Source organism: Psychrobacter sp. SZ93C1 (genome assembly GCF_015864635.1).
Classification (GTDB): Bacteria; Pseudomonadota; Gammaproteobacteria; order Pseudomonadales; family Moraxellaceae; genus Psychrobacter; species Psychrobacter fozii.
On record NZ_JADYWY010000001.1, the window covers coordinates 459,250 to 479,294 of the forward strand.

The window sequence follows — 20,045 nt, forward strand, 5'->3', positions numbered from 1 at the left end:
ATACGATGGCTTGGCATATTACATACCACGAGCACGGCGTACGTCTTCTGCAGTGATGCCATCACGATCTATAATGTTACCTTCGCGGTCGACTACGTTACCATCGCGGTCAACATCTAACTCTTCTCGCTGAATGGTTTCAACAATGGTTTCAGTATGGCGTTCAGTTGTTTTGCCAACATTTACTTCTTCAGTGACATAAGTTTCTTTACCGACACGAGCACGTTCAGCCTGTAGCTCAACTTCTACGGTCTCATTGCCATTCACTTCACCGATACGGCGGTCTGTTGGACGATCCACATTGGTACGTTGAATATTGGCATGTTCTTCTTCTAGCTCTACGTCTACGTTACGTTCTTCAGTCACGATATGCTTACCAACTTTCACTAAGCCTGCAACGATACGGTCTTTATTGACGGTTAAACGTTCTTCTAGTAGCTCTAGCGTATTTGGTGCGTCATAGGCATGGTCTTCAATTTCCATACGCTCTGCAACAGGGACGGTATCAGCGACAAATGCCTGACGATCTTTTTGATACTGGTCTTTATAGCTATATTGATAGTCGTGATCATATACTTCCATCGCTTCAACTTGTGCTTGCGTTAAGCTGTCGAAGAACACGTCATCTCCAATGATACGAGCCAAACCTGCTGGTACTAGCACTTCTTTTGAGCTGAACCAACCGCCTGCATCGACGATTAAATAACGGATGCGGCCTGTCGTGTCTTCTACTAGTGCGCCTTCGATTTTACCGATTTTTTCTTCATTGACACCGTAAGCAGTTTTACCTGTTGGGTCATAATAGTCGTCACCGATAAGGTCTTGGTGAGTTGCTTGAATATCTTTTAAACGAATTAGTTGGCTCATTGTTGTCTTCCTTTTTTATGAGTTAATTATTGATAGTTATTGTGGAAATATCATATTTTTGAAAAGTTATTTTTATAATAAAACATGTACCAAGTCATTAAGAAATGCTTCTACGTTGACTTGGAACAATCCTAACATCATGATTTTTTATGAGATATATGAGCAAGGTAGCAAAGTGTGCACTTGAAGTAATTGCGTGTAATGGGCTGTAAGTGGCATAACATAGCTAGGGGTATAAGTTAACGTGACTTTACAGAGAGTAATGTTCTATGCGTGTTGAGAATTGATAGACACAAAAAAACCGCAGAGTAATAAGCGCTGCGGTTTTTGAATACTAATGAAATTAATAAAATTCGAAGCTATCAATCCAGTTTGAACATGCTAAGTCATTAACGTGCTCAAATTTTAAGTAGTTTTAAATACTAGGCAAGTTCTATTGCAACAGCAACGGCTTCACCGCCACCGATACATAGCGTGGCAACGCCTTTTTTGCCGCCTGTACGCTTTAGAGAGTTAATAAGCGTGACTAAGATACGAGCGCCAGAACAGCCTACTGGATGACCGAGTGCACAAGCGCCACCTTCGACATTGACCTTAGCGTGTTCAATTTTTAGCTCGTCCATAGTAGCCATGGTCACCATTGCAAATGCTTCGTTGATTTCCCATAGATCGATATCTGCTACTGACCAACCAGCGCTAGCCAATACTTTTTCAATCGCACCGATTGGGGCAATTGTGAATTCGCTAGGATGACGAGAGTTAGAAGCGGTCGCAATGATACGCGCTTGGTAATCCAAACCTTCAGCTTTTGCTTGAGACTCTTTCATGACAACAACAGCAGCAGCGCCGTCAGAGATTGAGCTGGCGTTTGCGGCAGTAATAGTACCGTCTTTTGCAAAGGCAGGACGTAAGGTTGGGATACGATCAGCATTGGCAAGTGCTGGTTGCTCATCGGTATCGACAGTTTGCTCACCTTTACGGGTTTTAAAGGTAACGGCTTCGATCTCGTCTACGAAGTGACCATCTTTGATAGCGGTTAGCGCACGATTCAGCGATTCGATAGCAAACTCATCCATTTGCTCGCGTGTATAGCCTTTTTCATTTGCCATTTCTTGAGCAAAGTTGCCCATGAGCTTACCAGTTTCAGCATCTTCTAGACCATCTAAGAACATGTGGTCTTTGACTTCTTTGTGTCCCATACGATAGCCGCCACGCGACCCTGGCATAAGGTAAGGGGCATTGGTCATAGACTCCATGCCACCAGCAACGGCAACATTGAAGCTGCCTGCTTTGATACCATCATGTGCTTGCATCACTGCTTTTAGACCTGAGCCGCATAGCTTGTTGATAGTGACAGCACCAGTAGCATCAGACAGACCAGCTTTACGCATGGCTTGACGTGCAGGACCTTGTCCCAAACCTGCTGTTAAGATACAGCCCATGATAACTTCATCAATATTATCAACACTCACACCTGAGCGCTCAACCGCAGCTTTGATAGCGGCAGCGCCAAGATCAGTTGCGCTCATGTCTTGCAACGCGCCTTGGAAGCCGCCCATTGGTGTACGTGCGCCGTTTAAAATTACAATTGCATCATTTGACATTTTTATTATTCCTTTTTGCGTATTTTAAATGAGAGTATCTTACATTGAGTAAAATCAAACATTTACTAATGATCAAACGCTGATAATCTAGCAGGTTTTGGACTTGCTTACGCTAGCTCATCTAAGCGAATGCGTACTACTTTATCAGTAATAGTCTCTAGCTTTTCAATTTTTTCAATGGCTAGATTCATCTGGCTCTCGACCACAGGTAGCGTCAAGATAATCACGGGTACTTGACCCACTTTATGCGCAGGCTTTTGCAAAATCGCATCAATATTGATACCAGCATCGCTTAGGATACGGGTAATATCCGCGAGTACACCTGGATTGTCATTAGCATGCACACGCAAATAATAACCAGTGATCATCTGCTCGGCACGTAATATCGGTGTATCTGATAGTTGCTCAGGGATAAAGGCCAAATGTGGTACATGATGACCATGGTTGTTTTGATTATTGCTACCTTGGTCGTCATTGTCTGTACTACCCAATACGCGAACCAAATCCATGACATCGGCCATGACAGCAGAAGCCGTCGCGCCAGCACCAGCACCATCACCACAATAGAGCGTCTGCCCAAGTGGGTGAGAGTTGACCAATACGGCATTTTTTACGCCATTAACATTGGCGAGTAACGCATCTTGCGGGATAAGCGTTGGATGTACACGTAGCTCAATACCAGCGGCATTATTGTCGCCTTGACCATCACGGCGTACGGCAAATCCTAAATGCTTGATACGGTAGCCAAGCTCTTCCGCATAGTTCACATCTTGTAAAGTAATGCCAGTGATACCCTCACAGTAGACTTTATCAAACTGTAATGGAATACCAAAAGCGATAGAGGCGAGTAGGGCCAATTTGTGCGCCGCATCAATCCCTTCAACATCAAAAGTTGGATCTGCTTCAGCATAACCCAGCTCTTGCGCTTCGTTCAGTACGTCTGCAAACGGGCGACCTTTGTCACGCATTTCAGTCATGATAAAGTTGCCAGTACCGTTGATGATACCTGCAAGCCAATCGATTTTATTGGCAGCGAGTGCTTCACGCATCACTTTGATGATTGGAATACCGCCTGCCACGGCTGCTTCATAAGCAACGTGGACGTTATTGGCTTCAGCAAAAGCAAAAATCTCATTGCCATGCTCAGCCAACAGCGCTTTATTAGCAGTGACCACATGCTTGCCATTTTTAATAGCGTGCATGATGACGTCTTTAGCTAAGGTCGTACCACCGATCACTTCGATCACGATATCGACATTTTCGCTCGCAGCAATTGCCATCAAGTCACTGTTTTGAATAATATCGGGATCAATATCATCACGCTGACGGCGCGTACCGACTTCGGTAATAATAATATTGCGTCCGCTACGGCGTTTTAGCTCATCTAAGTTATCATTAATTAGATTGATCACGCCCGTTCCGACGGTGCCCAGACCAAGTATCGCTAGTTTGATGGAATTGCTCACAGTATCCTCAAGAGGTTAAATATAATGAACCAAGTATAAAGCCATTACGAGTCAAATTTGCGAATAGTATTCAGCGTATTTTGACAGTAGTCGTATTATCGCGGCGCCATTATAGTTGAATAAAAAATGCTCAAATAAAAGTATGCTGCAGATTTTTCATAGCGCTTTATCGTATCATACCGACAAGCAGTTGTGACGTCTATACAATGTCGCAATCGTTATACCGTCTATTCTAGATAAGTCAGACATGTGGTTAGGTTTGTTCCGTCTACTATGTGCAGTACTTTCACTCGCCTTGCCTATATCTGAATTATCTCGAACCAACGATAAGTGTCACAAATAATTAAATCATCTGATAAATTTTAGTTAGCGCCAGCAGCTTCTGCCAATTGTGCTGCAGGTAAATAGCCGCCAATTTGTTGTCCTGCTTCAGTAAAGATAGCTGGAGTACCACGCACGCCAAGTTTGGTACCAAGCGCCATATGCTCTTGCACAGGATTGACACAGCTAGGCGCTTGAATATTGGCACCTACTTTTGCTTGATTCATTGCGGCGTGACGATCTTCACTACACCAAATCGCTTCCATCTTTGGCACCGACTCTTGGCTGCGTGGCCATGCTAAATAACGCACTTCGACACCGCGCGCATTGATATCATCTATTTCTGAATGCAGTTTACGGCAATAACCACAGTCTGCATCGGTAAAGGCATAAATGATAGCCTTCGTTGCGCCTTTTGCTGGATAGATAACCATGTCTTTTTTATCGACTGCTTTTAATGCGTCTTGCGCTGTAGTAGCAACCAAGGCAGCACTAATATCGACAGGAGCACCTTGACCTACCGCGATGATTTGCCCTTGAATAATGTGCTTACCAGCCTTGTCAGCAAAGAAAGGAGGTAATCCTTCTGCTGTTACCCAATAAATTCCGTCCATATCAGTTGGTACTGCTGAAATAACTTTCTCTTCAATACCAGACGCTTTTAAGTTTGCTTGCAACGCATCTACCACGGTAGCATCGTTATCCGTTGACGTTTTAGTGGTGCTGACGTTGGTCTTTGTATTGTTGACAACACTGGTATTGCTGGTTGCATCCGCTGCATTATTTGAGCAGCCTGCCGCCACAACAACAAGCAAGGCACTCATCATAAAACGAGATAAGTTACTTTGAGGAAAGCGCTTACGAGCCAAGGTGTTTTTTACAAAGGGAAGTGGCATATGGGTGTCCTGTCGGCATCGAGCCTAGTCATAAATTTTTTTTGAGAAGGAAGGTGATGAAATTACATATATGATAGTGCATGAAAAACCCCTTAAGATTTTGAATATTAAGGAGATTTAGGAAAGTATCGGTCATGTAAGGTAAGTGGTAATGTCGTCTATATTAACATATTTATGGTAAATAACAGCCACAGGCTATTGGTCTATAGTCGGTTCAATATAATTTCGATACAAGGAAACCGAGTGCAAGTTATACATTAGTATGCTTAGCGAGGATGACGATGTAGCGGATTTATATGGACTTGACTATATATAGACTATGATTATAGTGCTACTGATAAAGGTAGACTCAAAAACTAAGATACATTTGTACTATTTAATATCTATGCTTGTATCGCTAGGCTATTAATATAGGTGGTTTAAGTTAGGGCGTGTCATCAATTAGCACATAAATATATTTAGTGGCCTTAAAATGGCTAAATCTTGCTAAACATCGTCAGTAATTTTGCCAATATGTTCATATTAACGGCAATTTCTTCCTTGTTTATCTATAATTTTTCTCATTTTAAGCCTCACAATCTAATTGATGACACGCCCTAGTTCAGATACAAGGAAGGTGAGCAAAAGCATCATAAATAGTAGGTTGAGCGACCCTGATACCGTATCTGGCTTATATAAGATTAACCGTAGCAGTATTTAACATTGTTTTTATCAGACTCTATATAATAATATGCTTATAGTTGTTTACTTCAGAAAATTCATAATAAGGAACACACATGGCAGGCGCCAGTTTATTACTCTTACTTGATGACATGAGCCTATTGATGGATGACGTAGCTGTCATGACCAAGGTAGCTGCTAAAAAAACAGCCGGTTTGGTTGGGGATGATTTAGCACTCAACGCTGAGCAAGTAACTGGCGTTAGACCAAGTCGTGAATTGCCTGTCATCTGGGCAGTGGCCAAAGGCTCGTTCGTCAATAAGCTTATCTTAGTACCAGCTGCACTACTCATCAGCTACTTCATTCCTTGGTTAATCACCCCTTTGCTTATGGTGGGTGGTCTATACTTGAGTTATGAAGGGGCTGAAAAGGTCATTCATAAATTTTGGCCAAAGCTATTACCGCATGATGAAGTTCATGAAGCACGACGTGCGGCAAATGCGGATGATAATGTCGATATGGTCGCGTTTGAAAAAGAGAAAATCAAAGGGGCTATTCGTACTGACTTTATTTTGTCAGCCGAAATCTTAGTTATCTCTTTAGGTGCAATAACTGCAGCAGGAGCAGGTATCTTAGAGAAAGGGATTGTGCTTTCTATCGTTGCTATTGTTGTGACCATTGGTATTTATGGTCTGGTTGCTGGTATTGTAAAAATTGATGATGCGGGGCTACATCTAATTGAGAAGCCAGATGCTAGCGATGGTACTCGCAAGCTTGGTCAGTTTATGTTGTCTGCTGCACCAAAGCTGATGAAGTTTCTATCGATTGCCGGCACGATAGCTATGTTCTTAGTGGGTGGTGGTATTATCGCCCATGGTATTGCACCTTTAGAGCACTTTTTAGAAGGTATTGTGCATCAGATAGGGGTACTAGAAGGTTTGGTCACTATGTTGTTGCATGGCATTCTTGGATTCGTGGTTGGTGCCATTGTTTTGTTTATCATCACTGCCATCAATAATGTCCGCGGTGGTAAAGAGTCTACTGCCCATTAAAGTTTATAGATTCTAACTAACAGGTAATAAAAAGCCCCGCATATTATATGCGGGGCTTTTTACGTCTAGAGTAACTAATGACTATTAACTGTCTGAGTTATCACTATCCAGCTGTTCTGCTTGCGTTGGCTTCTTATGATCCGTCTTAGGCTTACGAGTGCGAGCCTTTGGGACTTTAGGTGTGGTTAAGTTGAACATACCTGTCTGAGGTAATAGTTGCTCAGCCACATTTTCGATCATGTTTTTATAACTGGCTATCGTGGTTTTTGACTTTGCCGCCTGAATTTCTTCTTTGGTAGGCTCTTCTACTTTAGCTTCAGGTGCTGGTTCGATAACAGTGTCAGCCGTTGCTTCATCACTTGTGACACTAGTCTCTTCAGAATCTACATTTTCAGCAGCCGTGTTTTCTTCAGCTGGCTGGCTGGTAGATTCTGATAAGGCTTGATCTGCCTCTAGCAGCTGTTCGCTATCAGCACTGACGTCGTCCGTTTGAGCCTGACTGGCTAGCGCATTGGCCTCTACATTATGAGCATCTACTTCGTTCTCTGCTTTTTCAGAGACTGTTTGCTCGGTATGAGTATCAGCTGCTTGTTCAGTCGGTAAACTTAACACTGCTGGCTCCTGATAATCAGGGTGCTGACCACGTGGATCATTGCTAGCACGTTTGCCGATAGCACGAGGTTCAACGTCGGTTTTACCTTGCGTGGCCGCAAACTGACTGACCGCTTGGGTCATCGTTTCGAAGCGTGCTAGATAGTCTGCTGCTAATGGCTGATAGCCGTAGTTGCTAAAATTAAAGCTCTGAGTTGCAAGCTCGTTACTATCGATAGCGCTTACAGTTGCACTATTATCAGAGCTCTGAGCTTGCGCCATGTGCAAAGCAACCGTCTCGATAAAGCAGTTGATCACGCCATCTGCTGTTAAGCGAGTCTGAGCTTCTGGCAATGTCGCACGAATAAACTCACCAACCGTACCGCGAATAGCTGGCACGCTTACGACTGCTTGCTCGTTGACTTGAGGCTCTGAAGTAACCTGTGATTGCGCCTGCTTACTAAGCACAACACGTGGATCGTTACTGGCTTGACCAAACTTTTCAGCAGTCACGTAGCGTGTCGCAAACAATGCTTCATGTGTCAGCTCAAGTGCTGAGCTGCTCTTGGTACTGTCATTATCATTGCTACTACTACTACTATTATTATTAGCCTCTACGCTAGGGCTAGTAGTCTGAGCGCTCGCAGCTTTCTCAGCATTGTCACCCTCATTACTGCTCTTAGTAGTTTCATCAATAGCAACTTCATCAGTAGCAGCTTCATCAGGCGTATTCGCTTCCTGAGACTTATCTACTACTGGCGTGCTATTTGCTTCGGCAACTACTGGCTTCACAGTGTCAGATGCGCTGTCTTTATCACTTTTGGATACTGACTGCTCATCTACGACAGGCTTTTTAACATCGGTGTTAGCATCAGCTTTCACGACGTTATTTTGGCCATCATGACTATCGTCTTTAGCAGTGCTATCAACCTTAGCTTCGCTGACTTCTACAGCATTATCGTCAGTTGTTTTTTCAGCCGTGACCTTAACTTCAGCCTCTTTTTTATCAGTGCTTCTGCTATTAGTCTGCGGTTGAGTATTAGACGCTTTGGCTACTTCATCTTTCGCAACGTCATTTGCTGAGCTTTGCTTTTCAGCAGGTTGAGGTTTTGCCTGTGTTGACTTACTGTCATCTAACGACAGATGTACAACTTCTGATGGCTTAAGCGCAGCAGGTGCTTCGTTGACTTGTAGCACGACTTCGTTAGGGTTCTGATTACGGCGCGTATTGGCTTGGTTTCTACCGCCGTTATTGCTTGCCGTCGCTTGCTGATTGTGTTGTTTAACATTTTCAGCTGTTAGCGTTTCACCGCGCTCTAGCTTGCCACGTGAGCCGCGTTGAGTGTGCGATTTACGTTTAGTGCGAACTTGCTCCTCTGATGCTTCACTTTCTTTGTCATCAGTAGCGTTGCGCGCGTTTGCATTGCGGTTACTGTTTTGATTATTGCTGTCTTGACGATTGTTGCGATTGCGATCATTCGTACGTCTATTGTCATGCTGACGTTTGTCCTGATTGCTCGACTGTTTGTCATCAGCATTATTTGCGACATTATTTGCGGCATTCTCTGACGTGTTGCTATCAGCATCGCTACTTACATTATCGCTAGTCTCATCCGTTTGATCTTTTCTTTGACGTGGCTTAGAAGATCTAGATTTACGCGGTTTACGTCTTCTTCTATCTTCATTATTACTATCATCAGTGTCGCTGTCAGAGGTACGACGATCTTGCTGACGATTGGTATCGTTATTTGACTGGGGTGCATCATTCTTCTGATTACTGTGCTGCTGAGTTGCTTGCGCAGGGTTAGCTGCAGTAGTCAAAGCACTGTTATCAGTTTGTCCAAATGAACCTAAGCTTTGTGCGCCAGTGTTTACTAGTGCTTCAATAGCTTCTGCTGCATCACGACTGCTCACGCTAGGGGTTGTCGATGCTTGTGGTGCTTGAGCAAAGAGATTTGACAACCATGCTACAGCTTGTGGCTGTGCAGCTGTCTCAACATGCACAGGAGCTGGTGCTTGAGCCGCTACTGGAGCGACAGGTGCTGCAACACTTTGGCTTTTGCTAGCTTGCGGTGCACGCGCAGATGAAACGTTCGTGGTACTTTTATTGTTGCGATGATCGTTGCTATGCTCAACGGTATTGTTTGGCTTATTATTAGTAGCTTTATTGTCTACTGCTTGACGTGGCTGGCGAGTAGGCTGCTGTTCTGGACGCTCTTTTTCAGCGGTTTGCCAGTCAACTTCATAGCCCAAATCGCTATGTTCTTGGGCGGTATCCGTAATACGCTCATAGCTAGAAGGTGCAAAACCATCACGGTTGAAGTGCAGTTTGAAGTTTGGTGACTCTAAATGTGCGTGCGGTAATATCGTGATACGAGTGCCGCTGTCTTGCTCAAGATAGACCAAGCTGTCGCGCTTTTCATTTAATAAGAATGCTGCGATGTCAGTTGGTACTTCTGCTTGTACTTCACCTTGACGTTCTTTAAGAGCGATTTGCTCAATTTGACGCATGATAGATAGTGACAATGAGCGCAAGTCACGAATCATGCCGTTACCGTGGCAACGTGGGCAGATATAGCCAGTTGATTCTTCTAGTGAAGGACGTAGACGCTGACGGCTCATTTCCATGAGACCAAATTTAGAAATATCACCGAATTGAACGCGTGCACGGTCATATTTAGTGGCATCAATCAGACGTTTTTCCACTTCTTTTTGATGCTTATTGTCATTCATATCGATGAAATCAATGACAATCAAACCACCCATATCACGCAAACGTAGCTGACGAGCAATCTCATCAGCGGCTTCTAAGTTAGTATGGTAGGCAGTTTCAGCGACATCTGAACCTTTGGTCGATTTGGCTGAGTTGATATCGATAGAGACCAGTGCTTCCGTTTGGTCAATAACGATTGAGCCACCTGAAGGCAAACGAACTTCACGCTGATAGGCTGTTTCGATTTGTTTTTCGATATTAAAGCGCGAAAACATCGGCTCATAATCAGTATATTTACGCAATTTTTCAGCTTGTTTTGGCATCACTGCATCGATAAAGCCTGCCGCTTCAATATAAGCGTTTTCATTATCGATCCAAATTTCAGCGATGTCATCACGTAGATAATCACGAACGGCACGTGTGACAACGCCCGCTTCTTGGTGAACCAAGCGCGGCGAAGGATATTTTTGGTTTTGTTCTTGGATGGCCTGCCAGATATTGAGAAGGTGGTTCAAATCGTGTTGCAAGTCTTCTTGAGTTTTACCAATACCAGCAGTACGAATGATGACACTCATACCTTTTGGCAAATCAAGATTGCTCAGCATGCGCTTCATGTCTTCACGAAGTTTGCCTGAGATTTGACGTGAGATACCACCGCCGCGAGGGTTGTTTGGCATCAATACCAGATAGCGACCTGCTAATGATACATAGGTCGATAGGGCAGCGCCTTTATTGCCACGCTCTTCTTTTTCAACTTGGACGATTAATTCATCGCCTTCTTTGATCAATTTTTTGATATTTTCGTCACGTGGGTTACCGCTTAGATATTCAGCAGAGATTTCACGAATCGGTAAAAAACCTTGACGCTGTGAGCCATATTCGACAAACACCGCTTCTAGCGACGGCTCGACACGGGTCACATGACCTTTATAGATGTTAGATTTTTTTTGTTCACGGGTACGGTTTTCTAAGTCGAAATCGTACAGGTGGTTGCCTTTACATAAGGCGACACGAATTTCTTCGTTTTGAGTAGCGTTGATCAAAATGCGTTTCATATTTGTATCCTATGAGTACGCATAACAACGACGAGACGGGCTTTAGGGCGTGATGGCAAGTATGGCTAATGTGTTATTAGCATTGGTAGACGTTAGTCAACGGTAGAACGTAAATGATGTATTTAATAAAGCGCTTGGGCTTTTTTAATGGCTTATTTTTACCTAAAGCATGTTAGCAGTGCTAACGTAAATATAAATCGTATAGGGTGTAAGGCTATCTATTCATATCTTATTATTAATAGGCTTAGTTTAAATGTTCATGCGTTAGCATACTATTAAATTTTCATTATCAGTAAGTTCTGTTGGTAGCGATGTCAGCACGCTTTGTAGGAGCAGTCGACGGTCAGTTACTGGCTTAAAAATATTGAAAAGATATATTGCTGTTGCAGTCAATCCATCAAAGTCTAGCAATAATATCGCTGTTATGAGTCCTATTATATAAAATAGTTATTCAGCAATTATCTCTCTAGGTAAAGTAATTGGTCATTCTTTATTTATCGTTCTTTCTAGTATAACGTCAATAATATCTTGGGTGTTTTAAGGTTAGGCATCGCGGCTTTGGTTATTAGCGGGGCGTACTTGGCAAACAGAATAAATGACCAGGCTATCGGCGTGGTGCTGTATTTACATTGTTATCGTCATCTGTTTGACCACCAATACTTAGGCAGCTATCGATATACTTTTCGATCCTAATGCTAAATCACCCATACTTGCTCAGCTACGCTCGCATAAAGGACTATCAAAAAATGTCATTGTTATGCAGGTTGTGAGTCAATGTAGTGTTATTAGCGATTGATAAATAGGCATTTTGCCAAATTTATTAATGCTGAATTTATTAACACAAAGGTATTTAGTGTCACTATTTAATGTTATGGCACTGCATAAAAGTCAGTGCGGTTCTTTCAATTTATGGGCTAATATCTATAAATATCGGTAATGGATATTTTTAAACAGATAGTACACCCTAAAATTAGATGAAACGTACAATCTTGGCAGGGTATACAGCTTCTACCTTGTTGCTAGCAAGTAGCAAAAATGGTGGCCAGCTATCTGAAACAACAATGATTATTGCCGCAGCCTCTGCTTAATTGTCGCTCAACATGCTAAACTATAGCAAATCTTTGTGTAAATACCTAACTAAAAATGACGAACTCAAAAATGACTGAAGACGCACCTACCCACGAAGCTCCTGCTATTTTTAATAGCAAAACACGCCCGCAAAGCGCTGACGATGAAATCAGCAACTTTGGTAAGGTTAATTATCTTGAAGTAACACGCCATCAGCACGATCAACGCTTGGATAATTTTTTGTTGAACCGTTTAAAAGGTTTGCCAAAACCGCATATCTATAAAATGATTCGCTCTGATGAAATACGTGTCAATAACAAACGCTGCAAAGCGCACGATAGAGTACAGCGTGAAGACGTGGTACGTATCGCGCCAGTGGTACTCGCTACCCGTGAAAAACCAATCATTAGCACCGAGTTTGCTAAAAGTTTATTAGCACGTGTGGTTTATGAAGATGAAGGGATGCTAGTGCTGAATAAGCCTTCTGGTATCGCCGTTCATGGTGGTAGTGGTTTGGACTTTGGCGTCATCGAAGCCATGCGTGAAGTGACGGGTAAAAAATACCTAGAGCTGATACATCGTATTGATAAAGATACGTCAGGTCTGTTGATGATTTCTAAAAAACGCTCAGCACTAAAAGCATTGCAACAGCATCTAGTAGACAAAACCATCCAGAAGCATTACTTGTGTATCGCAAAAGGCCAACCAGCGTTAAACGAGCAACGTATCGATGCGTCATTACTACGCTATACAGTCGCTAGTGGTGAACGCCGCGTCAAAGTAGATAAGCAAGACCCACAATCTAAAGAAAGCCAGACAGATATTGTCGTTCATGGTCGTTTTATGATTGCTGATCAGCCAGTGAGCTTGATCGAAGCCAAACCATTGACTGGGCGCACGCATCAAATCCGTGTGCATTTGGCTCATATTGGTCATGCTATTTTGGGTGATGATAAATACAACGTACATGACAAGTCAGGTGTTCATCGCCTGTGCTTACATGCATGGCGCTTAGATATCCCAGGTTATGAAACCATTACCGCACCGCTACCAGATGACATGGCAGACTGGCTACCAGAGCAAATTACATTGCCTGAATAAGTAGCACAGTCAACGCCTTACTTGTTAAGTATTCATCCTAAACGTCACGAACTCTTATTTTTCCTAATAAGCCGCCGTGACGTTTTCGTATCTACACTTTATTATCGCTATTCGCTAAGGTCTATTCATGAGTGAACAATCTGTAGCCAGTACTACAACTTCTACCGAAAACGCTTCGTTATTAGCCAATCATCAGTTAGCAGATAAGACGCTGATTATCTTTGATTGGGATGGTACATTGATGGACTCAATTGGTTTAATCGTTGAGTCGATGCATGTGGCAGGGCAGTCGCATGGATTTCAGACGACTGATAAAGCCGTGCAGGACATCATTGGCCTTAGCTTGATGAATGGCATTGAGATTTTGTATCCGCAAGCAGATGAGTCGCAGAAGCTGGCTATTCAACAAAGCTATGCAGAGTACTATATTGCCAATAGCCACAGTACGCCGCTTTTTGCGCCTATAGAAGGTATGTTGCAGACTTTGCAGCAACAAGGTAAAAAGCTAGCGGTCGCAACTGGCAAAAAAAGAAAGGGTTTAGATCGTGTGTTAGATGCTTCAGAGAGCCATCATTACTTTGTGATGACGCGCTGTGCTGATGAGGCAGGCTCAAAACCTGATCCACAGATGCTGACTGATATTCTGAATTATACGCAGCAGCAAGTTTCTGATGCTGTATTTATCGGTGATAGTATCTACGATATTCAAATGGCGACTCAGCTGGGTATGACCAGTATAGCGGTGGATTATGGTACGGCATCTAGTGCTGAGCTTGCCGCACAGCACCCTACTTATCAGGTCGATACACCAGAAGCACTGGCTAAAATCCTATGTGGATAAGTTCAATTTGAGTGGCTTAGCTATTTAATAGTGTCGCTACAATGTGCTCTCTGTGACAATAAAAAAGGATTTATCGATAATAACGATAAACCCTTTTTTTATAGCAAACCATAATAGCTATTTGCTCTCGTTTTGAGCGCCTTCTTTTTGAGCGCCTTCTTTTTGAGCACTGTCTTTTTCAATAGCGTCTTCTAGCTCTTCGCCTTCTAATAATGCAAAAGAGGACTCAATAATTTTGTCTGCATCAAGCTGGTACTCATACCAGTTGCCCATTATCCCAGCCAACTCATCTAAGCCTTCTTTTCTCAAAGCTGAAAATAGCTGAATGGTGCAATTCAACCCCAGCTCTTTTAGCCTTTTACGAGTATTAAGTAGAGCATTCTTGGACGCGCCATATTTCAGTTTATCTGCTTTGGTTAGCAAGATATGTACTGGCAGTTCGCCATCATTTGCCCAACGTAGCATTTGCTCATCAAAGAATTTCAATGGATGACGAATGTCAGTCATCAGTACCAAACCGGCAAGGCTTGAGCGTGATACCAAGTACTCTTCTAGCTCAACCTGCCATTCTTTTTTCATCTCAAGTGGCACCGCTGCATAGCCATAACCAGGTAAATCAACTAGGCGTCTATCAGCATCACCGATACTAAAAAAGTTAATCATCTGCGTACGTCCAGGTGTCTTAGACGAACGTGCTAGTTGGCGCTGATTGGTCAAGGCATTAATAGCCGACGATTTGCCCGCGTTTGAACGTCCGGCAAAAGCAACTTCTAACCCCATGTCAGGTGGGCAAAGACGAAAAGTAGGTGCTGACATCATAAATTCAGTTTGCTGAATCTTCTGACGGGATTTGGTGTTGAACACCGCATGTTCGGCGGCGACATCTGTAAACGGGGTATTCATAAATGGCTCATTAATCTTAAAAAATTGGATACGGTTATAAAATTTGATTTAGCGGGTTGTGAAAGCGGTGCATTCGACAAAAGACTGAGCAACGTTGTGCGTTGCAACTTTCAGTGTCTTTGGGTCGTAAAAGCAGTCGTTTCAAATTACTGACCATTCTATACTATTAGTGGTCTTACTTATTGAAATAACTGCGATTAGCATCATATAAATAGCAACATAACATTAAAGTCATGGGTACTGGTTATCGCTATACCAAATGCATTACCAAAGTGAAACTTGATTTATCTATATTTAGATGACATATATTGTTACAATATTCAATAAGATACAATAAATGGAAGACGTTTAATAGGAAGAGTGATTAAACGAATAAGATAGCAAAAGGGGTGTTATATGATTTCAATCACCACGCTTTTTAGCCAAGCTCGCCGTATTCTAATAGCTAGTGTTTCGACATTAGTACTAAGCACCGTCTTTATGACCAACGCAAACTCTGCTGATACCGCCACGACCTATAATAACTCATGTGCAGCTTGCCACGATAGTGGGGCGCTAAATGCGATTAAAAAAGGTGATAGTGCGAAATGGCAGCAGCTCATAAAGCAAAAAAGCATGCCTACGCTGATCAATTCAGTCAAAAGCGGTATGATTCAAATGCCTGCTGGCGGTCTTTGTGACGCTTGCAGTGATGATGACTATCGTAAGCTTATTGAATATATGAGCAAGTAATAGATGCGGGAATAAGACAAAGTCATACTAAACAAAGCGCTGGGTTTTACGACTCTTATGCGCTTTTTATTTTTTGTGAGTATCCTAGCGTGCTTTGTTAGAAAAACTGACGGATGTGACGATTAAGTAGGCAAATGCTACAAAGTCTTGCTATAATAATCGAAAATAAACCCTGATGTTAGTAAGTACTTTCAGATTGTTTGTGGCCAAGACCTTAAATCATATACTTGCCTCGCTAATTATAAGGCAGTTTGTATCAGGTGTCTTATTAGTACACTCATTCTCAATAATACTTACACCGAGTTAGTAGGATTTGTATCAATGAAAAAGTTAATCGCTGCTGCCAGCTTATGCGTTGCAAGTTTCAGCGTACAAGCTGCTATTATTGTTCCTGAACACGACGTCAATGCTGGTAAGCAAATCGCAGAAACCGTATGTGCTGCCTGTCATGGTGCTACTGGTGTTAGTGTTGTCCCTGCGCAGCCTAACTTAGGTGGCCAAAACGTCAAATATCTTTATAAACAGCTGGTCAATTTTAAAGCGGGTTACCGCAAGAATGGCATCATGCAATCGCAAGTTGCGAACTTATCGCAGCAAGACTTGGCCAATGTGGCCGGTTACTATGCTAGCCAAGCGCCTTGGGGTGTTGGCTTTGGTAATCCTGCGACCAATCAAGCAGCCTCTAAGTTATTCTTAGGTGGTGACAAATCACGCGGCGTTATCGGCTGTGCGGGTTGTCATGGGCCAGATGCTGCTGGTAATACTTGGGCGGCATTTCCAAAGCTAGGTGGTCAGCATGCAGAATACATATCTACTCAGCTAAAACTCTTCCGTGCCGCTGGCCGTGTCGATGATATCGACAGTGATGACCAAAAGCGAGTCAACGATGCAGCGAAAGAAGGCGATATGGGTATGATGCAGACAGTTGCGTCGAAACTATCGGATCATGATATTCGTATCTTGTCAGACTACGTAAGTGCTGTTCACTAATTTATTAATACTGTTTACGAGTACGTAGTAGATGCTTCGTAAGTGCCGCTACTGATCTCTAGACCGTATAGCCGTCATTGTTTTATTATTAAACCCCGATTTCGGGGTTTTTTTATAACTATTCATCCCTTATATTATAGGGGCAGTATATATACAGGTGCTCTTCCTTGTACCGTATAATTATAAATTATCGTTATTCACTTTACATCAAACTCAAAAAGTATGATTAGCCGTGTCAAAGTCATTTAGCCTATATTGTATAGCGCTTGCACTCATTTTTCTTGCTACTCTAATTTTTGTGAATGATATTAGCTCGTTTGGATTTAGATTATGATGATCCGTTATGCCTCTTACTTTATCGCAGCCCTGCTACCGTTACTCTTGTTTCGTTGGTTTGCACCTGCATCTATTGGCGAGATTGATTTCTGGCTACTTTGGTTACTAGCAATGGTACTGGTATCATTGCCGGTCATTTATGCTGAAATAGCGTTGGCCTATCGTAGTGTCGAAGCACCATTAGCAGGGATGCAAAAGCTGACTCGTGAAGCAGATGCCAGTCCAATCTGGCGTAGTTTTGGTTGGTTAGCAGCATTGGTGTCTATCATCATCGCAGCATTGGTTGTATCTGGTGCAAGCTCTGGCATATTAGGTGCATTGACTGAACTGAATAGCGCACCTGATGTGCCAAGCTTTGCAGTTGCTGCGGGCTTGATGGTCATCGCTCTATTATTGAGTTTAGTTGGCGTTGCTCCTTTAGCGATTGGACTGGGGTTGATGGTTGTCGGTTTGGTACTAGGTGTGGCCAATGGTCTACCTAGTATCGACTTTGCGATGACTGACATTAGCTTAAATGAATGGGCACGTGCAGTAGCGTTAGCGCTAGTGAGTGTTGGTGCAGGGACAGGCTTGTACTGGTTCGGTCAAAATTTAATAACCAAACAGACGGCAACAGCAGTAGACACAGACAATTATAACGCGCAAACGCCTGCTCGCAGTCGAGTGACAGCTGAGTATCGTGCAACCAAATTGGTACTACCTATTTGGATATTGCAGTTAATCGTTGGTGTGGTTGCACTATTAATTAGCGGCGTGTCATTACCACCAATTGGACAGCTGTTATATTGGGTAGGGGTGCTGTTCGTCGCGAGTTATCTGCTACATTATAGTACGCAACAGTTGGCACACAAGTTCGGGCTGTTGGTCAGTTTGGGATTGACGTTGGTGCTAGCACTGGTGTTAGTCATTTCCATTCCAACCACGTGGTTAGTCGGTATTTTGGTCATTATTAGTAGTGTGGCAGTGTTGCTGTTATCGATCTTTGCAGGTTGGCAGATGAAAATCAGTCATTTGCGTAAGTCGTTGAACTTTGGCAACGAGGCGTTGTATAACTTATGGCGGATAGCGATACGTTTGGTCGTACCAGTCGCATTGTTATTGGCCTTGATAGGTTGGGTGATGCAGTGGATAAGCTAACAGCTGATCAAAATAATGTTATTGGTAGTAAGAATGTGTTGCCGTCAGAGCAGACCACATTAATGACCGTATACTTGGCATATGCCGAAGATGAAAAGCGTCAGCATTACTTAGCGTTACAAGTTAGCCGTGATACCAGTCTGTATGATGCACTAAAGCAAGCAGGCTGGTTGGTAGAGTTTCCGGATTTAGCAAAATGGTGTGATGAGGTTGCTGATATTGCTACTCCGACTGCTAAGCGTTGGCATGTAGGTATCTACGCACAGAAGCAACCGCTTAGCTATCGTTTACAGCCTTTTGACCGTATTGAGGTATATCGTAGCTTAAGCGCTGATCCTATGTCTCAGCGCAAAAGTAAATCTCGCAGTTAAGCCTATCACTATTACGAAGCAGGAAGACTTTCTATACCTTCGATACGACTGACCAAACCGTTATCATCGAAATAGATAACTAAGTGTTGGCTAGCATTTTTGACATCAGCAATACCTTTACGGCTGCCTTCTGTCCCTGCTTTATAGTCATAAATATAATCCCAACGCTTAGGTTCTAGAGTGTCTCTAATGGCTGGGCTACCAAGAATATAAAGTACTTGGTTTTGATTCATGCCTACTTGTAGATTTTGCGCTTGCGCCTGAGTAATAGCAGTGCCTTGTGGCAAGTCAATCTTATAAACACTCAATAATGAGCAGCCAGACATAGCGACAGTGGCGCTAAGCATACTGGTGATGACAATCTTGCGTAATGTGCTTGTACGGCTCAACGGACGAAAAGTTAATGTCTTTATCATGGTAAGATGACTCACAAGAAATGAATTAGGCGCGGCCAAAGCTGGTTGGTGCTAGTCTGACCGACAATCTTGGACAAATGATACGTCATTTACTTGCAATTTCCTACCACTTACGACATTATTTACCAAACGCTACCTGAGTGGTGTTATCATTTATATTTTAAATTCATATACTTGCATAAATATTTATTGAAAAATAATAGACGAATAATTCACTCAGAATAAGTAAGTTTACTGTTCTTAAAATGCTTCATATATTATAAAAAATAATCGCTAATGATTATTTATCTCATATTTTTGGTTCTTTATTTGCTAAGACTGTCACAGTCAGAAGGGATATTATGGCTTCTTTTACCAATCAAGATTTACGTAAAGCCGGATTAAAGGTGACGTTACCTCGTATCAAAATTTTAGAGCTGCTGGAAAGTGCAGCGCTGCATCATATGAGTGCAGAAGAGGTTTATAAAGCGTTAATTGAACAAGGCGAAGATGTTGGCCTAGCGACTGTTTATCGAGTGCTTACGCAATTCGAGCAAGCAGGCATCGTTGAACGTCACAACTTTGAAAACAATTTGTCAGTGTTCGAAATTACCCAAGAAGGTCATCACGATCATTTGGTTTGTGATGTTTGTGGAAAGATTGTAGAGTTCCACAATGAGGTAATCGAAGAAGAGCAGCTAAAGGTTGCAGAAAAACATGGCTTTAAGCTGTCAGGTCATTCATTGGTGCTATATGGTATCTGCGACGAACAAGAATGTCAGGATAGTATCAAATAACCATCTTTGATTTTCTTAATTCTCAAAAACAAATCGTTTCTCAGAGCTTATAAAGATCTTTGAAACAGCGAAAAGCCCTCATTATTAGTAATGAGGGCTTTTTTGTGGTCAAGAGTGCAAGTGTTCTAGCAAAGGCTCTATTACCGCTT

Annotated in this window: 15 protein-coding genes; 8 read left to right on the forward strand and 7 right to left on the reverse strand. The window is 42.7% G+C overall.

The window, feature by feature from the left end:
• Nucleotides 1–18: 18 nt before the first annotated feature.
• From I6E83_RS02015 to I6E83_RS02030, 4 genes are all read right to left on the reverse strand, one after another.
• On the reverse strand, nucleotides 19–867 hold the full coding sequence (locus tag I6E83_RS02015; RefSeq protein ID WP_110921837.1) for a DUF2382 domain-containing protein: 849 nt from the start codon (nucleotides 865–867) through the stop codon (nucleotides 19–21).
• A gap of 422 nt (nucleotides 868–1,289) precedes the next feature.
• Nucleotides 1,290–2,471, reverse strand: a complete 1,182-nt coding sequence (locus I6E83_RS02020) for a thiolase family protein (RefSeq protein WP_197099763.1) — start codon at nucleotides 2,469–2,471, stop codon at nucleotides 1,290–1,292.
• A 107-nt stretch (nucleotides 2,472–2,578) separates the two neighbouring features.
• Entirely contained in the window at nucleotides 2,579–3,937 is a 1,359-nt protein-coding gene (locus I6E83_RS02025; protein WP_110921835.1) for a homoserine dehydrogenase, read from the reverse strand.
• Nucleotides 3,938–4,299: 362 nt separating this feature from the next.
• Nucleotides 4,300–5,154, reverse strand: coding sequence for a DsbC family protein (locus I6E83_RS02030; protein ID WP_110921834.1), 855 nt, complete (start codon nucleotides 5,152–5,154; stop codon nucleotides 4,300–4,302).
• A 776-nt stretch (nucleotides 5,155–5,930) separates the two neighbouring features.
• Between I6E83_RS02030 and I6E83_RS02035 the strand changes: the two genes are divergently transcribed.
• Nucleotides 5,931–6,866 carry a DUF808 domain-containing protein gene (locus tag I6E83_RS02035; protein ID WP_110921833.1) on the forward strand — a complete coding sequence of 312 codons (936 nt, stop codon included), beginning with the start codon at nucleotides 5,931–5,933 and terminating at the stop codon, nucleotides 6,864–6,866.
• 84 nt (nucleotides 6,867–6,950) lie between these two features.
• Here the strand turns inward: I6E83_RS02035 and I6E83_RS02040 are convergent, their stop codons facing one another.
• Complete coding sequence (locus tag I6E83_RS02040) at nucleotides 6,951–11,225, reverse strand: Rne/Rng family ribonuclease (RefSeq protein WP_197099764.1); 4,275 nt, start codon at nucleotides 11,223–11,225, stop codon at nucleotides 6,951–6,953.
• Between the two features lie 1,158 nt (nucleotides 11,226–12,383).
• On the opposite strand from I6E83_RS02040, the gene I6E83_RS02045 reads away from it, so the two are divergent.
• Together I6E83_RS02045 and I6E83_RS02050 are read left to right on the forward strand one after the other, a co-directional pair.
• Nucleotides 12,384–13,394 (forward strand): RluA family pseudouridine synthase, encoded by a 1,011-nt coding sequence (locus tag I6E83_RS02045; protein WP_197099765.1) that lies wholly within the window; start codon nucleotides 12,384–12,386, stop codon nucleotides 13,392–13,394.
• 127 nt (nucleotides 13,395–13,521) lie between these two features.
• Nucleotides 13,522–14,235, forward strand: coding sequence for an HAD family hydrolase (locus tag I6E83_RS02050; RefSeq protein WP_197099766.1), 714 nt, complete (start codon nucleotides 13,522–13,524; stop codon nucleotides 14,233–14,235).
• Between the two features lie 117 nt (nucleotides 14,236–14,352).
• Here I6E83_RS02050 and yihA read toward each other — a convergent pair whose 3' ends face one another.
• A complete protein-coding gene (gene yihA / locus I6E83_RS02055; protein ID WP_197099767.1) occupies nucleotides 14,353–15,138 on the reverse strand; it encodes a ribosome biogenesis GTP-binding protein YihA/YsxC in 786 nt (261 codons plus the stop codon).
• 396 nt (nucleotides 15,139–15,534) lie between these two features.
• Between yihA and I6E83_RS02060 the strand changes: the two genes are divergently transcribed.
• From I6E83_RS02060 to I6E83_RS02075, 4 genes are all read left to right on the forward strand, one after another.
• A complete protein-coding gene (locus I6E83_RS02060) occupies nucleotides 15,535–15,870 on the forward strand; it encodes a c-type cytochrome (RefSeq protein ID WP_197099768.1) in 336 nt (111 codons plus the stop codon).
• Nucleotides 15,871–16,191: 321 nt separating this feature from the next.
• Nucleotides 16,192–16,860, forward strand: coding sequence for a c-type cytochrome (locus tag I6E83_RS02065; RefSeq protein ID WP_110921827.1), 669 nt, complete (start codon nucleotides 16,192–16,194; stop codon nucleotides 16,858–16,860).
• A 330-nt stretch (nucleotides 16,861–17,190) separates the two neighbouring features.
• The gene (locus I6E83_RS02070; protein WP_110921826.1) at nucleotides 17,191–18,333 is read left to right on the forward strand and encodes a hypothetical protein; all 1,143 of its coding nucleotides are present in this window, start codon (nucleotides 17,191–17,193) and stop codon (nucleotides 18,331–18,333) included.
• Nucleotides 18,321–18,704: an RnfH family protein gene (locus tag I6E83_RS02075; protein ID WP_320158374.1), complete on the forward strand. Its 384-nt coding sequence runs from the start codon at nucleotides 18,321–18,323 to the stop codon at nucleotides 18,702–18,704. Before I6E83_RS02070 ends, I6E83_RS02075 begins: the two co-directional genes overlap by 13 nt.
• 11 nt (nucleotides 18,705–18,715) lie before the next feature.
• On the opposite strand, the gene I6E83_RS02080 is transcribed toward I6E83_RS02075, so the two are convergent.
• Nucleotides 18,716–19,135, reverse strand: coding sequence for an outer membrane protein assembly factor BamE (locus I6E83_RS02080; RefSeq protein ID WP_194195994.1), 420 nt, complete (start codon nucleotides 19,133–19,135; stop codon nucleotides 18,716–18,718).
• A gap of 326 nt (nucleotides 19,136–19,461) precedes the next feature.
• Here I6E83_RS02080 and fur point away from each other — a divergent pair, with 326 nt between their 5' ends.
• Complete coding sequence (fur, locus tag I6E83_RS02085) at nucleotides 19,462–19,896, forward strand: ferric iron uptake transcriptional regulator (protein WP_110921825.1); 435 nt, start codon at nucleotides 19,462–19,464, stop codon at nucleotides 19,894–19,896.
• Nucleotides 19,897–20,045 lie beyond the last annotated feature (149 nt).